Genomic DNA, 15,662 nt, shown 5'->3' with positions numbered 1-15,662 from the left:
ATAGGATAATGTTTTGTTGGATGGGTATTTTTCAGACTAGTCTACTTAGTTTGTGCAATTCCTAAACCGTTCTGTTAAGCTGAAAACAGAAAGCCACTTTTGCTTGTATAAGAGGAGGACTGCAGAATGAAGAAGATTATCAATCGACCAGAGAATGTTGTCCTGGAAATGTGTCATGGGATGGTTCTTGCACATCCGGAACTTGAATTGATGAAAAAGTATAAAGTGATTAAACGGAAACAATCGCAAGCTGATAAGGTGACGCTGATCAGTGGGGGCGGCAGCGGCCATGAGCCTGCGCATGCCGGTTTTGTTGGAGAAGGTATGCTGGATGCTGCTGTGTGCGGGGATATGTTCGCATCGCCTTCACAGATTCAAGTCTATCAAGCAATTAAAGAGACGGCAGGTAAGAACGGCACGCTGCTGATTATCAAAAATTACAGTGGCGATATAATGAACTTTAAGAATGCAGCACATCTTGCCAAAGAAGATGGATTAGAAGTAGATTACGTGAAAGTGGATGACGATATTGCGGTGGAAGATAGCTTGTATACTGTTGGACGCCGCGGGGTAGCTGGTGTTGTCCTGGTACATAAAATTGCTGGTGCAGCTGCAGCAGAAGGCCGCGACAAGTGAAAGCAGCAGCGGAAAAAGCGGCTTCCAGCTCCCGCAGCATTGGTGTTGCGTTGACTTCTTGTACATTACCTGGCGGGGAAGCTACTTTCCAGCTAGCTGAGGACGAGATGGAGTATGGTGTCGGCATTCATGGAGAACCAGGAATTCGACGTGAAAAAGTACTAGAAGCAGATGAACTAGCGAAACGAATGGTAGATGATTTACTGAAAGAAGGCGAGCCGGAAGAAGATATCGCATTATTAATTAATGGCTTTGGCGGAACGCCGCTTCAAGAGCTGTATTTGTTTAATCAATCCGTCAGTCGGGAGCTTACCAAGCGAAACATCCGTGTGAATCGGACTTTCGTCGGCAACTACATGACAAGTATCGACATGGCTGGTGTGTCGGTTACGATAATGTCCTTGGACGAGGAACTGCGCACCCTGTTATCCACTCCTTCTGATACGCCAGCAATGAAAGTAGACGGACCAGTTGATCAGCCGGCATTTACTGAACTAGCAGAGGAAGATGGAGAGACAGAAGCAAGCTTCACAGTGGAAACACCGAATGATTATGCAAAGGTAGCAAATGAAACGATCACCTTAGAAAATATCATTTATTTAGTAGATAAGATGAGTGAGATTATTATTGAGAATGAGGCGGCATTCAATAAACTGGATACGTATGCGGGAGATGGTGATTTCGGCAATAGTGTTGCGAAGGGATTCCGCCAGCTGAAGCGAGAATGGAAGCATATAACTGCGCAGGAACATCTCACGATTGAGCGTTTCCTAAATAGCTCTTCCATGGTGATTATGGAGTATTGCGGCGGCGCATCTGGCCCGATTTGGGGAGGTGCCTTCCGGGCGGCTGGAAGAGCAGCTGGACAGAAAAAAGAGCTTTCAGTAGCGGAGTTTGCTGACATGCTGCAGCGTGTGGCTGCGGGTATTCAGGATATTGGTGAACGCTCGTTTGGCCGGGGAGCGGATGTTGGCGATAAGACACTTATCGATGCACTCGTTCCTTGTGCAAACAGCTGGCAGCAAAGTGCAGCAGATGGAAATGACGTCAAGACTGCTTTTCAAAAAGGTGCTAAAGCAGCAGTGGATGGGGCAGAAAAAACAAAGGATATTGTGGCACGCATGGGACGCGCAGGCACGGTTGGTGAGCGCAGTCTTGGTTATCCGGATGCTGGTGCGCATGCCTTGGGCGTTATTTTCACGAAATTAGCGAGCAGCTTGAAATAAGACATACAAACTAGTAAACAAGCAAAGGCTGTGGGAAAGCACCACAGCCTTTTTTCATCAAGAGGCTAGTGATAAAATGCTATTCTCAAAAGGATTAATAATTGTTATATTTTGGTTAGCTGATGAAGGGGGAGAAGAGCATGATAGAAGGATTATACGAAGCACATTTGCCGGTTAGAGACTTGAAAAAGTCTATTGCGTTTTATGAAGGATTAGGACTGGAGCTGTCCCATATCCATGAAGATCGTTTAGCATTTTTTTGGATTAAGAAAAACCATAGCTGGCTTGGGCTTTGGGAATCAGATAAAGCAGAGCTTGCTTACCATCCATCCATCAGACACGTAGCATTTCAAGTTAGCTTGGAGAACTTAAAAGGCGCCTCGCAATGGTTAAAAGAAAGGGGTTACCAGCCAAGAGAAGCTTTTGGTTTTGAGCCTCATGAAGCCTTTGTTATGGCACATGATAACATGGCCCATGCCAAGATTCATTTTAATGATATAGATGGGAACAGCCTAGAGCTTATTACAAAAATAGAAAATCCGCATAAGATAACCGGCCGGATGTACTTGAGCGAATGGGAGAAGAAGAACCATTAAACGGATGATAAAGAGAGGAGTCAGAAGATGGCGAGTCATTTTCTAAAAGCGTTATCCATCAATCACCCCATCATCCAGGCACCAATGGCAGGCGGCACTACGACAACAGAATTAGTTACAGCTGTGTCTGAAGCGGGCGGATTAGGGATGATTGGGGCAGGGTATTTAAACGCGGAAAGCACACGACAGCAGATTCAAGATGTGAAGAGAAAGACTAAAAAGTCTTTTGGCATTAATCTGTTCGTTCCGCAGTCTTATCAGATAGACGAAGAGAAAATCAGCAAAGCAGAGGAAGCGCTGCAGTCTTTCCAGGGATCGAGCAAGGTTCGTGTGTTCAGATCTTTTGAGCAAACAGAAAAGGATTTTCATGACCAAATCACTGTGCTAATAGAAGAAAAGGTATCGGTCTGTTCGTTCACTTTCGGCATTCCTTCTGATGAGATAATCCACACCCTAAAGCAAGCAGGCATTTATACAATCGGTACGGCAACGACGGTGGCTGAAGCTTTAGCCGTTGAAGCATCGGGAATGGATGCTGTCGTTATGCAGGGCAGTGAAGCAGGCGGTCATCGCGGCAACTTCTTAGCTGGAGTGGAGCAAAGTATGATTGGGCTGATGGCGCTAATTCCACAGACAGTCGATCAAGTAAACATACCTGTTATCGCTGCAGGCGGCATAATGGATCGGCGCGGGATACAGGCTGCCAAATGTCTTGGTGCACAAGCAGCACAGCTTGGTACAGCGTTATTAACTTGTTCAGAAAGTGGTGCACATATGTTACATAAACAAGCCATTCTGGAAAAGCGCATGCAAGACAAAACAACCTTAACAAGTGCTTTTTCTGGCAAGGCAGCCCGGGGTATTGAAAATAACTTTATTCGTGACATGCGCAAGGTGGAGACGGAACTCCCTCCCTTTCCGATACAAAATACATTAACCAAATCAATCCGATCGAACGCAGCACAAAACCATGATAGAGAGGCTATGAGCTTGTGGTGCGGACAAAACCCAAATGCTGCAATGCCTATCACTGTACAGAATCTGATGCATAAACTAGTAGACGAAGCATAAAAAACAACAGGATAATAGGTGATAGTCTTGGAAAAATGGTTGGAATGGGCAAGAAGAATGCAAGCAATCTCACAAGCGGGACTGCATTTTTCAAAGGATGTTTTCGACAAAGAAAGATACACAGAGCTACAGCAGCTTAGTTCAGAGATTATTGCAACTTACACGGGAGAACCAGCAGAAGATATGGAAGAGATGCTGGCAGCCGAAAAAGGGTATCCTACACCGAAACTCGATGTGCGCGGTATTGTTTTTAAGGGTGATAAACTGCTGCTTGTGAAAGAAAAGATGGATAATCGCTGGTCTCTGCCAGGCGGTTTTTGTGAGATTGGTTTATCTGCGGGGGAGAACGTCGTAAAAGAAATGAAAGAAGAGTCAGGATTTGATGTGAAGCCTGTAAAGCTGCTGGCAGTATTGGATTCGGATAAGCATACCGACAAACCACAGCTGTTTCATTATTATAAAGTATTTCTTCAGTGCGAGATTGTTGGCGGCGGAGCACAAGAGGGTGTGGAAACAAGTGAAATTGGTTTCTTCGGAGAATCAGAGCTTCCGCCTTTGTCGTTAAAGCGGAATACAAATGCACAAATTCAGATGCTGTTTTCTTTTCTTCATAATAAAAAGAAAGCGAGTGTTTTTGACTGATTAGAAGAAATTTTACCAATTTTATGCTAATTTAGAAAGAGAGACAGTAATTTAGATAGAAGGGGAGCGTTTCTTTTGAAGATTATTGTAATAGGTGCAACAGGTACAATTGGAAGCAATATAGTGAGAAAGCTGGAAGAGCAACATGAAGTAATTAGAGTCGGCAGCAAGAGCGGAGATTACCAATTAGATTTAACTTCACCGGAAGAAATAGAAAAAATGTATAAGTCGATTGATAACATCGACGCGGTTGTAAGTGCTACAGGATCTGCCTCGTTTAAGAAGCTGGAAGAAATGACACCTGAATTAAACACAGTCGCCGTACAAAGTAAGCTGCTTGGGCAAATCAACTTAGTTCTAATCGGGCAGCATTACTTAAATGCGAATGGAAGCTTTACATTAACAACTGGTGTTATGATGGATGATCCAATTGTACATGGATCTTCTGCTGCCATGGCCAATGCCGGTGTTGCTTCCTTTGTTAAATCTGCGGCAATTGAATTGAAAAACGGCATCCGCATTAATAGTGTTAGCCCAACAATCGTGGAAGAGTCACTTAGCAAATACGGAGCCTTTTTCGATGGCTTCAACCCAGTACCCGTTGACCGCGTATCCAATGCATACATAAAAAGTATTGCAGGCGCTCAAACAGGCCAGAATTACACGGTATATTAAGCCGATAGACAAAAAGCAACCTGCACGCTCAGGTTGCTTTTCTTATGAAAAAAACTACACCTTTTCATTCTCCTGACTGGCAATTGGAGTTATTGAATTGCTACTCCTTACCCTCCCTTTCCGATTCGTTTTAGCAACTTACTAAAATAAGGCTGAGGTCGTATCAATAATAAGTCTCCATCCTGTTTAACCATTAAATGCCATTTTGTATGATTGTTTTATATCAAATCACTATTCATTCAGGTGGAGCAGTAATTATTCGTTATTCGCATATATCCCTTTGAAAAAGATGACAAAAGTGGGTAGGGGAAAAGATTGCATAAAAACACGATGTGAGAAGGAGCAAACACATGTTTTTGAAAATGGTAAAAAATGATCTCGTCAGAAACAAGATTGTTACAGTGACAGTATTTGTATTTATCACAATGGCCGTTATCTTGGCAGCCAGTGCCATTCATAACATTGCCAGTCTAATTCAGGGTATGTCTAAGTTTCAGGAAAGTGCCGAACCGGCCGACATTACGGTGATGCACGCCGGCGAATTTGACCAAGCAAAAATTGACCAATTCACCGAACAATACCGGGAGCACATAGCGGTGCAGGAGACGATGGTTCTTCAGAATATTGATGGAAGTGATATTCAGATTGGTCAGCATCAAACGATGGCTGAAACTATACAGGATATTTCATTTGTGGTGCAGAATAAGAATTTTGATTTTATATTGGATATAAATAATGAAAGGCTTGATGTAAAGGAAGGTTATGTAGCTGTTCCAATCTATTTCATGGAACAATATGACTTGCATATAGGTGATTCCATAACAGTGAAAAGCGGCTGGTATGAGAAGATGTTTGTTATTTCCGATTATGCCAGAGATTATGAGATGAACTCTCCTCTTACTTCCTCGAAACGATTTGTGATAAATCAAAGTGACTATAATCAAATGCTGAAGATGCAGGCTGGGGAACTGGAATACCTGATTGAGTTCAAGCTGAATGAAGGCGGGGATGCTGCTGCTGTTCAGACTGCCTACAATGAAGCGGGGCTTCCGGCAAACGGTCCGATAATTGAAGGTAAGATATTTACGATGTTTAATGCTATGTCGGATATGGTAGTTGCGCTTGTCATTATTTTTATAAGTATGTTGCTTATTGTGATTGCTGCACTTTGTATCAGACTGACATTTCTGGCGACGATTGATGAAGATATTAAAGAGATCGGTGTTATGAAAGCAATGGGAATATCTCAGAAAGGCATTAAGAAAATCTATCTTAGTAAATACAAAGTCGTCTCAATAGCTGCTGGTATTATCGGTTATCTGCTTTCCTTTGCAGCGGTCAATCTTTTAAACGGTAATAGGAGACTTTATATAGCTTCCGATTTATCAGGAAACCTCAATTATCTGCTAGCGCTTATCGCTCCAATATTTGTATATGTCATGATTGTATTATACTGCAATCGCGTACTGAAAAGAGTCGATAAGATTTCTGCGGTAGAAGCTTTGCGTTCAGATATCATGGAGCGGAGCAAGAAACGAAAATACAGTTTTCCGCTGCAAAAAAACAAATTCCTTAGTCTTAATAGTTACATGGGACTGCGGGATATAGGCAAACGGTTCAAGTTATACAGGCTGCTGTTCGTTATTTATATCGTATGTACGTTTATTGTCATACTCCCAGTCAATATGTATAACACCTTAAATTCACCAGAATTTTCTTCTTATATGGGCATAGGAAAACAGGACATGAGAATTGATCTGCGAAGAACCGATCGTATTACAGATGATTTTATAACACTGCAGGAAGAATTTAAAAATGATAATGATATTGAAAAGTATGCACCCTACATCACAAGTTCCTACCAAGTGAAACATGCAGATGGTACTTGGCACAATTTGAATATTGAAATTGGAGATTTCTCCGTATTCCCGCTGAAATTTCTGGAAGGCAGAGCCCCGGAAGAGGAAGGAGAAATTTCGCTATCACTGGCCAATGCTGCAGAGGACGGATTAAACAAGAAAGTAGGAGATAAAGTTACCGTCGAGGCTGGTGGGAAGGAACAGACGTTAACCGTTACGGGGATTTATCAGGATATTACAAATGGCGGAAAAACAGCAAAGGCACATACGAGTCTTGGAGTTAACGAAGCATCCGTCCTTTGGTATATTGTGAGTATCAATTTGGCTGAAGGTGTGGCTATTCGCGAGAAGATGAACTATTACCAGAATGCTTATAGTACGGCGCAAGTAAATAATATCGAAGAATATACGAAGCAGACGCTTGGAACGATCATCGACCAGATGGAGATCGTAGTAATTGGAGGAATTTCAATCGCGATCATCATTGCTATACTAGTCACGGCATTATTTCTTCGGATGTTACTAGCAAAGGATATGTCTCAGATTGCTATTATGCGAAGTGTAGGACTAACTTTAAGACAAATTAGTTATCAATATATGGCAGGAACTTTGATGGTACTGCTAGTGGGCATCATCTTAGGAGCTCTGGCTGCAAATTTCCTAGGCGAACTTCTTGTAAGTATGGGCATGTCTTCTATGGGCGCGTCAAAAATTGAATTTGTTCATGTTATATGGCAAACCTGGCTGCTTTGTCCGGTTGTGCTGCTTGCAGCCGTTGGATTGACGATACTTATGTCCTGTAAGGCAGCAGTAAAGGATGATTTGTCTGCTGTATTAAGAAGCTAGCAGGACGCTTTAAAAGCTTTTGAGAAAAAACTTAACTGGGAGGAATATAAGTGACCAACATAATAGAAGCAAGCAGTATGACGAAAAGAGTAGCATTAGGCAAGAATACAGAGCTTTCTATCTTAAGGGATATAAACTTAAAGGTGAAAAAAGGTGAATTCCTATCGGTCATGGGACCATCCGGAAGCGGGAAATCAACACTGCTATATAATATAAGCGGCATGGATAGAATGACATCTGGCAGTGTAAAGTATCAGGGCCGGGAAATTGGCAGTCTTAAAGAAGAGGACTTAGCGAAGATTCGACTAGGAACAATGGGATTCATCTTTCAGGACATTAATCTATTGAAGAATCTGTCCTTGATAGACAATATTATGTTTCCAGCACTTGCAGCGGCAGATGCGAATAAACATACGATAAGCCAAAAAGCAAAACAATTGATGAAGATGACAGGAATTGAAAAGATTGCAGATCATACTAGCACGCAAGGATCTGGCGGACAACTGCAGAGAGTAGGTATCTGCAGAGCATTGATAAATAATCCGGATATTATATTCGGAGACGAACCAACTGGAGCACTAGATTCCAAAGCGACAGAAGAAATTATGTCTATTCTTGCAGAGATAAATAAAACAGGGACCACAGTAATGCTCGTAACACATGATGTAAAAGTGGCAGCAAAAACGGAAAGAATACTGTTTATGATTGATGGAAAGATTGTTTCACAGAAGAAAATGCGCAAATACGATGCCCGGCAAGACGATAGAAAGGAAAGAGAAGAAAGCATTATGAAATGGTTAATGGAAAATGGGTTGTGATTTTTTATTGATATTGGTGCTTTTATAGAGTTTGCTCGGAGAAGTAGATAGCAGGCAATGGAAGAAGGATGATAAAGAATATATATGTATGAGGGCAAAATTATGAGAAGAAAAAAACTCGTATACACATTACAAAGATTAGATACAACCTTTGAATCCTCCTTTAAGATAATTACTAACAGAAAAGCAACCTGCACGCGCAGGTTGCTTTTCTTATAATGTAATCTTCACTTTTTCTTCTTCCCCAACAGGATAAAAGCAGGCAACTTCCTGTCCGGGAACGCCTCGTTCTTCTGGTACAGGTATGTTTGTCTTGCAAAATTCTGTCGCTTTTGGGCAGCGGGTATGAAACACGCAGCCGGATGGCGGATTGGCAGGAGAAGGAAGTTCGCCTTTTAGCACAATGCGTTCGCGCGTTCGTTCCTTGTCTGGATCAGGCAATGGTACAGCGGATAGCAGAGCATTCGTATAAGGGTGCTGGGCATGTGCTTGGAATGTTTCCCGATTGGATTTTTCCATTACTTTTCCGAGATACATAACTGCAACCCGGTCTGCAATGTGATTGATGACCGATAAATCATGCGCGATAAACACGTAAGTCAGATTCAGTTTCTTTTGCAAATCCTGAAATAGATTGATTACTTGAGCTTGAACGGAAACATCCAGTGCGCTGACTGGTTCATCGCAAACAATTAGTTTGGGTTCCAGCGCGATTGCGCGAGCAATTCCGATACGCTGACGCTGTCCGCCGGAAAACTCATGCGGCAGCCGATTATAATGCATATCTGGATTTAAACCAACTAGCTCCATTAATTCTTTGACACGAGTTTCCAGATTTTTCGTCTGTTTATATGCCTTCAGCGGAGCGGCAATGCTTTCGCTCACTTTCATACGCGGATTCAAGCTTGTATAGGGATCCTGAAAGACCATTTGCATATTGCGGCGCAGCTCGTAAATTTCCTTGGCGGATGCATCTGTATATGCCTCTCCGTTGAAAAGGATGTCGCCGGATGTGGGCTTTTGCAGCCCAACAATGCTCCTGGCTAGTGTACTTTTTCCGCAGCCTGATTCTCCGACTATCCCTAATACTTCTCCTTTATTTACGGCCAAATCAACACCGTTTAACGCTTTTACTTCGCCTGTCTTCTTTTGGAATGTGCCATTCTTAATCGGAAAATGTACGTGTAAATCTTTAATTTCCAATAACGCGGTCATGACAGCAGCACTCCTTTCTTTTCTTTCTCGAATTCCGTCTGGCTGAGTATGCAAGCAGCCAAGTGTCCCGAGCCGCGTTCCCCAAGCGGCGGATCCTCCTGCAGGCATGCGTCTCTAGCAAATGGGCAGCGCGGATGGAAATTGCAGCCTTGTGGCGGATCAATAAGGTTCGGCGGCTGTCCTTCAATATGCAGCAGTCTTTCCGAAGCGCCAGCATCAAGTCTTGGGATAGAACGTAATAAGGACCACGTATAAGGCATCGCTGTCTTATAGAAAATATCTGCTGTACTAGCGGATTCAACAATTTTGCCGGCATACATAACAAGGATGCGGTCAGCCAGATTGGCTACAACGCCAAGATCATGTGTAATCATAATAATCGCTGTTCCGTATTTTTGCTGGATGGATTTCAACAGTTCAATAATCTGTGCCTGAATCGTTACATCCAAGGCGGTGGTCGGTTCATCGGCAATGAGAAGCTTTGGTCTGGCTGCCAAGGCAATGGCGATAAGCACGCGCTGGCGCATCCCGCCGGAAAACTGATGCGGATAGCTTTGCATCCGGCGTTCTGGGTCGGGAATCCCCACGTCTGTGAGTAATTCAATCGCTTTTTGCTGGGCTTCCTTTTTGGATAGCTTTTGATGCGTTTGAATTGCTTCCATTAGCTGTTTTCCGATCTTGAAAACCGGATTTAAACTCGACATAGGATCCTGAAAAATCATCGCAATCTCTTTCCCGCGCATACTGCGCAGACGGCGTTTATCCATAGTTAAGATGTTTTCGCCTTGAAAAAGGATTTCTCCTTTTGGATAAGTGGCCGGAGGTTCTGGATTCAGCATTGTCAGCGAATGGGCAAGAACGCTTTTTCCGCTGCCAGATTCGCCGACGATACCAATTGTTTGACCAGCTTCAAGCCGGAAGGAGACACCATCAACTGCTTTGACGAGACCAGCTGGTGTCTCCAAATGTACATGCAAGTCTTTAACTTCTAGCATCGTTATTCCCCCTTAAGCAGCTGGTGCTGTTTGTTTCGGTCTGCGCTTTTTCTTTTTCTTCTGTATGCTGTGTGGATCGAAAGCATCTCGAAGACCATCACCGAGTATATTCAATGACAATACCGTAATGACAATTGCAACACCTGGGAAGATGGAAAACCAAGGGGCAATGGTGATATAAATCTGCGACTCCTGCAGCATATTTCCCCATGTTGGCGTGGAAGGATTAACCCCGACACCGAGAAAGCTGAGCGCTGCTTCTGCTAATATTGCTTTAGCAAAGATGAAGGTGCTTTGCACAATAATCGGTGAAAGTACATTTGGCAAAACATATCGAAATATGATGACAAAGTTATTTGTTCCGGTCGTTTTGGCAGCTTCTATATATTGCGCGTTCTTGATTTGCAATACAGCTGAACGGACGACACGTGACATGACTGGGAAAAAGGCAATAGTCAATGCGATAACAATATTCGTAATACTTCCGCCAAGCGCTGCGACTAGTGCTAATGCCAGCAATAGGGCAGGGAAGGCTAGAAATCCATCTACAATACGCATGAGGATAAAATCCGTTTTACGGAAATAGCCTGATATAAGTCCAATCAATGTACCGACCACCGTAGCGATAATCGCTACAATGACGCCGACAGCAAGTGAGACGCGAGCAGCGACGACAACTCGGGCAAAAATATCGCGCCCAAAGTCATCCGTGCCAAACCAGTGGGCAGCAGATGGTGCCAGTAATCGCTGTTCTGCATCAATGGCGACAGGGGAGAGTGGCAGCCACAAGTTTGCTGTGATTGTGCCTAATGCAATTAATAAGAAAATAGCTAAAGCAATTAGGTTCCTTTTTTGGGACATCATCGGTTAAGTACCTCCTTATTCGTCATAACGTATTCTTGGGTCTAGAAATGCATATAGCAGATCGACCATTAAGTTAACCAGTACATAGATTGCGGCGATAAATAGCACCACACCTTGAATCACTGGATAATCACGGCGATGGATAGAGTCGATGAGCAGCTGTCCAATTCCCGGTATCGTGAAAAGTGTTTCAATAATTACTGTTCCGCCAAGCAAACCGGCAACGGTGGCACTAAGTACAGTAGTTGTCGGGATTAAGGCATTGGCAAAGACATGTTTCATTAACACATCGCGTTCACGAACACCCTTTGCTCGGGCTGTCTTCGTATAATCCTGATTAACAGAATCGAGCATGCTGTCCCGAAGCATACGGGAGATGATGCCGATTTCAACTATTGCTAACACAAATGCTGGCAGCAGCAAATGGTAAAGCCAGGAGCCAAATCCTTCTGCGAGCGGCATATAGCCTGCTACAGGAAAAATCGGAATCGAAACACCGAGTCCGAGTACAAGCAAGATAGCCAGCCAAAATTCAGGTATCGACACCCCAAGCAGCGATGCGGATGTGAATAAAGGATCTAAGATGGTCTTTCGTAAAGATACGATCAAGATGGCTAATGGTATGGAGATTACCATGATGAAAAGAAGCGACAAGATCATCAAGCTGAAGGTCGGGCCAAAGTTAGCAAAAATCAATTCGGTTACCGGCTGAGCAGAGAAGACACTCGTACCGAGATCACCAGTAACAACTTGTTTCAGCCAGTCAAAAAATTGAATATACCATGGATCATTTAAACCGAGCTGCTCTTCCAGCTGTGCTACAGCTTCTGGGGATGCATCTTCTCCAAGAATGATATGTGCAGGATTTCCAGGAGTCAGGTGTACCAGTAAAAAAACGATAATACTAACGACAAACATAACCGGAACAACAGATAAGCATCTGCGAATTGTATAACCGAGCACGCTTCCACACTCCTTTTTAATAAAAATGGAAGAGAACCGCCTGCATGTAACGCAGGCGATTCTCTGCAGGCATTACTTCGATTTCCAAGTATTCCAGAAGCGAGGTCCATACCACGCATCATAGCCCTGTAAGTCTGTTGTACGGGCGTCCAAAGCAGAAATATTCGTCACTTTTTCAAACGGAAGCTCTTCATAAAGTGTTTTGTTGAGTTCAGCTAGGATTTGCTGCTGTTCTGTTTCATCTGCAGTTCCCCATTGTGCGAGAAGTTCTTGCCAGCGATCACTGTGATACCAGCCGCTGCTGTTGTTCTCACGGCTTACCATACCAGCTTGGTTTGGAGAGAAGAATGGCGACCAGCCAACAACGACCATATCCCAATTCTCAGCTTCGCCCCATTTTTCCAAGTAGGTTGCCCATTCATATGATTCCAGTTCTACCGTAAATCCAACTGCTTCTAGCTGCTGCTCTGCAATCTCAGCAATCTTCTTATAATCTGCATTGTCATTAGAGAAGATAATCTTCACTGGCTGTCCGTCATAGGAGCTTTCTTCTAACAGTTTTTTCGCTTCATCTTGATCAAAGGCAGCAAAGTTATCAATGTTTTCATCGGAATAAAGTGCTGTTTGATCTGGTGTGAACAATGCACCGTCCAGCTCATAAAAATCACTGTTGCCATACGTTGCTTTTGCCATGGCTTCCTTATCTAATGCGGCGTGGAACGCTTTTCGAACATCTAAGTCATCAAACGGTGCTTCTGACTTATCCGGTGTAATAACGGTATAACCGTTATTAGAGGTGACGGCTTCGACATTTGGCGTCGTATTAACCACTTCATACAAATCAAGCGGGATAGACTGCACATAATCATACAAATTTGTTTTCAAGCCGTTGAGCATAACTTGCGGATCTTTCACTACTTTGAAATGGATGGAATCGAGGTAAGCTGTTTTCTCACCTGTTAAACCGCCCCAATCTTCTTCATCACGAGATTTGTAATCTGCAAACTTCGACAGAACAATTTCATTTCCGCTTTTCCAAGAATCAAATTGGAATGGTCCAGTACCAATAAACTGTTCATTTGTCAGCGGCTGCTCACCTGCTGCTTCGGCAATTTCTGCTGGGATAATAATTGCGGATGCTTTTGGTGCAGCTAGGTCTGTAAGTAAAGAGGTATACACGTCTTTTAGCGTTACAACTATTGTTTTATCGTCCTTTGCTTCAATTGAACTTATATGGCTTGAGGCAATTTTTCCGACAGAAGATACCTTTGTCCAGCGATCAAGGGATGCTTTCGCGTCATTCGCGGTAACATCTTGGCCGTTATGGAACTTCAGCCCATCACGTAGGGTAATCGTGTAGGTTTTCTTATCATCACTTACTGAATAATCCTCAGCTAGCAAAGGACGAGCTTGATAATCCTTATCTAAAGCAAATAATCCTTCGTAAATATGCCAGCCGATTTTACGTGTAGCACTTTCACCGGAATACATCCAGTCCAATGTGTCAGGTTCTGAACCCATCGCAACATTTAAGTCGCCGCCTTGGACAGGCTCCCCGCTGCCGCCAGCTGAACTGCTGCTGGAATTGCTGGAGCAGCCGAACAGCGCAATTGCTCCTAATAATCCAAATAAAATAAGGGCAAGTTTCTTCAAGTTAATTCCTCCTTAGCTTCCCAATAGCGAGAATACGATTTTTGTAAATGCTTTTTCTGTAATGAGCAGAGCGCGTTCATCAATGTCAAACTTCGGATGATGATGCGGGTAATGCGTGCTAGTATCTTCGTTGCGAGAACCGACTTTGAAGAAGCTGCCCGGTTTTTCTTGTAAGTAATAAGCAAAATCCTCTGCACCCATGCCTGTTTCAAATGGTATAACTTGTTCTTCGCCGAATTCTTCCGTAAATAGCTGTTTTAGCAAAGCTGTTTCTTCCGGGTGGTTGTAAAGAGCAGGGTAACCGTTCAAATAATCAATAGAATACGTTGCGCCAAAGCCGCTTGTAATCCCGGCAACAATTGCTTCAATCTGCTCTTGTACCTGCTGGCGGATAGCGGCATTAAATGTCCGGACAGTACCCTCAATTCTTGCGGTATCTGGGATCACATTAAACGCTTGGCCAGACTGGAAAACCCCGAGTGTGACGACCGCTGATTCCAACGGGCTGACGCGGCGGCTGACGATTTTTTGCAGAGCGCTGACGATATCACTGCCAATAACAATTGGATCTACCGTTTCTTGTGGGGCTGCGCCATGACCGCCCTTTCCTTGAATGGTAATCGCAAATTTGTCGACAGCAGCCATCTTGAAGCCTTCGCCAACATTAACTTTTCCTACCGGCGAAGCAGAATTGAGGTGAGCACCATACACATAGTCGACCCCTTCTAGTGCACCATCTTCAATCATCTCTTTTGCACCGCCTGGCGGAACCTCCTCGGCTGGCTGGAATAGAAATATTACTTTTCCCTTTAGATTGTTTCTTTGTTTGAAAAGCGCTTTAGCGGTTCCGAGGAGTGCAGCCGTATGTCCGTCATGTCCGCAAGCATGCATCACACCGTTTGTTTTAGAACGGTAAGGAACATCTTTTTCGTCCTTAATCGGCAATGCATCAAAATCTGCTCGCAAGGCGATTGTCGGCCCCTCCGTTTTGCCTGTCAGCGTGGCAACAATTCCATACCCGCCGACATTAGTCTTGATGTCTTCGTAGCCGAAACTTTGAAGTTTGTCAGAAATGAACTTAGCAGTCTCGGTTTCTTGGAAACTTAATTCCGGGTGCTGGTGGAGATATCGTCGCCATTCAACAACCTCCGAAAAATTAGTTTCTAAGTCGTTATGTACATCTGCTAGCGTCGTTGTATTTGTTTCCATTCTCTACCTCCTATAAGAATCTTGATATATCCAATCAAAATAATCGGGATTGTTCTCAAAAAAAATCCTCTTCAGATAGAAGAGGAGGGATGATGTCGTAATTCCGCTCTTCTTATCTTCAGTGTGTGTCACACTTGGAATTAGCACAGTACTGGTGTTAACAGCCTGCTGCTTTGGTTTCGACGGGCCATTCCCTCCACCAATCTTGATAAGAAATATCAGTTGTAAGAAACAGAATAGACGGAAAACTCCAGATTGTCAATCCTCTTTTTATACATACTTAGGAAATTGCCAACTAATGCTAAAAATATCAATAAAGAAAGTTTGATTAGCAGAAAAATTCTAAAAAATATATTGACTGCTATTTTTTGTGTGTTAGAATAACTTTAATATT

General features: G+C 43.4%; 12 protein-coding genes, 1 pseudogene and 1 riboswitch. Of the genes and pseudogenes, 7 read left to right on the top strand and 6 right to left on the bottom strand.

The window, feature by feature from the left end:
- Positions 1 to 126: 126 nt before the first annotated feature.
- The 7 genes and pseudogenes from dhaK (at position 127) to CRO17_RS12345 (ending at position 8,369) form a co-directional block, all read left to right on the top strand.
- Positions 127 to 1,862: pseudogene (gene dhaK / locus CRO17_RS12375) on the top strand (dihydroxyacetone kinase subunit DhaK).
- Positions 1,863 to 2,002: 140 nt separating this feature from the next.
- Positions 2,003 to 2,458: a VOC family protein gene (locus CRO17_RS12370; protein WP_097042661.1), complete on the top strand. Its 456-nt coding sequence runs from the start codon at positions 2,003 to 2,005 to the stop codon at positions 2,456 to 2,458.
- 27 nt (positions 2,459 to 2,485) lie between these two features.
- A complete protein-coding gene (locus tag CRO17_RS12365; RefSeq protein WP_097042660.1) occupies positions 2,486 to 3,529 on the top strand; it encodes an NAD(P)H-dependent flavin oxidoreductase in 1,044 nt (347 codons plus the stop codon).
- Between the two features lie 27 nt (positions 3,530 to 3,556).
- Positions 3,557 to 4,171: an NUDIX hydrolase gene (locus CRO17_RS12360; RefSeq protein ID WP_425444447.1), complete on the top strand. Its 615-nt coding sequence runs from the start codon at positions 3,557 to 3,559 to the stop codon at positions 4,169 to 4,171.
- Positions 4,172 to 4,246: 75 nt separating this feature from the next.
- Positions 4,247 to 4,846: a short chain dehydrogenase gene (locus CRO17_RS12355; RefSeq protein ID WP_097042658.1), complete on the top strand. Its 600-nt coding sequence runs from the start codon at positions 4,247 to 4,249 to the stop codon at positions 4,844 to 4,846.
- 350 nt (positions 4,847 to 5,196) lie between these two features.
- Complete coding sequence (locus CRO17_RS12350) at positions 5,197 to 7,551, top strand: ABC transporter permease (RefSeq protein WP_097042656.1); 2,355 nt, start codon at positions 5,197 to 5,199, stop codon at positions 7,549 to 7,551.
- Positions 7,552 to 7,601: 50 nt separating this feature from the next.
- Positions 7,602 to 8,369, top strand: coding sequence for an ABC transporter ATP-binding protein (locus CRO17_RS12345; protein ID WP_425444446.1), 768 nt, complete (start codon positions 7,602 to 7,604; stop codon positions 8,367 to 8,369).
- 213 nt (positions 8,370 to 8,582) lie between these two features.
- Here CRO17_RS12345 and CRO17_RS12340 read toward each other — a convergent pair whose 3' ends face one another.
- The 6 genes from CRO17_RS12340 to CRO17_RS12315 form a co-directional block, all read right to left on the bottom strand.
- On the bottom strand, positions 8,583 to 9,584 hold the full coding sequence (locus tag CRO17_RS12340; protein WP_097042654.1) for an ABC transporter ATP-binding protein: 1,002 nt from the start codon (positions 9,582 to 9,584) through the stop codon (positions 8,583 to 8,585).
- Entirely contained in the window at positions 9,581 to 10,579 is a 999-nt protein-coding gene (locus CRO17_RS12335; RefSeq protein WP_097042652.1) for an ABC transporter ATP-binding protein, read from the bottom strand. The genes CRO17_RS12340 and CRO17_RS12335 overlap by 4 nt, the downstream gene beginning before the upstream one ends.
- Positions 10,580 to 10,591: 12 nt before the next feature.
- Positions 10,592 to 11,443, bottom strand: a complete 852-nt coding sequence (locus CRO17_RS12330) for an ABC transporter permease (RefSeq protein WP_097042650.1) — start codon at positions 11,441 to 11,443, stop codon at positions 10,592 to 10,594.
- A 15-nt stretch (positions 11,444 to 11,458) separates the two neighbouring features.
- Positions 11,459 to 12,406: an ABC transporter permease gene (locus CRO17_RS12325; protein ID WP_097042648.1), complete on the bottom strand. Its 948-nt coding sequence runs from the start codon at positions 12,404 to 12,406 to the stop codon at positions 11,459 to 11,461.
- A 72-nt stretch (positions 12,407 to 12,478) separates the two neighbouring features.
- The gene (locus CRO17_RS12320) at positions 12,479 to 14,059 is read right to left on the bottom strand and encodes an ABC transporter substrate-binding protein (RefSeq protein ID WP_097042646.1); all 1,581 of its coding nucleotides are present in this window, start codon (positions 14,057 to 14,059) and stop codon (positions 12,479 to 12,481) included.
- Positions 14,060 to 14,071: 12 nt separating this feature from the next.
- On the bottom strand, positions 14,072 to 15,268 hold the full coding sequence (locus CRO17_RS12315; protein ID WP_097042644.1) for a M20 metallopeptidase family protein: 1,197 nt from the start codon (positions 15,266 to 15,268) through the stop codon (positions 14,072 to 14,074).
- Between the two features lie 109 nt (positions 15,269 to 15,377).
- A riboswitch (SAM riboswitch) is annotated at positions 15,378 to 15,483 on the bottom strand.
- Positions 15,484 to 15,662 lie beyond the last annotated feature (179 nt).

Source organism: Terribacillus aidingensis (genome assembly GCF_900215625.1).
Taxonomy (GTDB): domain Bacteria; phylum Bacillota; class Bacilli; order Bacillales; family Amphibacillaceae; genus Terribacillus; species Terribacillus aidingensis.
The sequence above is the reverse complement of the archived record's forward strand: the minus strand, read 5'-3'. Positions and strand labels throughout refer to the sequence as shown.

Excerpts from the sequence above, each read along its gene's own strand:
- CRO17_RS12370 (WP_097042661.1), top strand. The coding sequence starts at position 2,003 with ATGATAGAAGGATTATACGAAGCACATTTGCCGGTTAGAGACTTGAAA.
- CRO17_RS12330 (WP_097042650.1), bottom strand. The coding sequence starts at position 11,443 with ATGATGTCCCAAAAAAGGAACCTAATTGCTTTAGCTATTTTCTTATTA.
- CRO17_RS12350 (WP_097042656.1), top strand. The coding sequence starts at position 5,197 with ATGTTTTTGAAAATGGTAAAAAATGATCTCGTCAGAAACAAGATTGTT.
- CRO17_RS12335 (WP_097042652.1), bottom strand. The coding sequence starts at position 10,579 with ATGCTAGAAGTTAAAGACTTGCATGTACATTTGGAGACACCAGCTGGT.
- CRO17_RS12315 (WP_097042644.1), bottom strand. The coding sequence starts at position 15,268 with ATGGAAACAAATACAACGACGCTAGCAGATGTACATAACGACTTAGAA.
- CRO17_RS12340 (WP_097042654.1), bottom strand. The coding sequence starts at position 9,584 with ATGACCGCGTTATTGGAAATTAAAGATTTACACGTACATTTTCCGATT.
- CRO17_RS12365 (WP_097042660.1), top strand. The coding sequence starts at position 2,486 with ATGGCGAGTCATTTTCTAAAAGCGTTATCCATCAATCACCCCATCATC.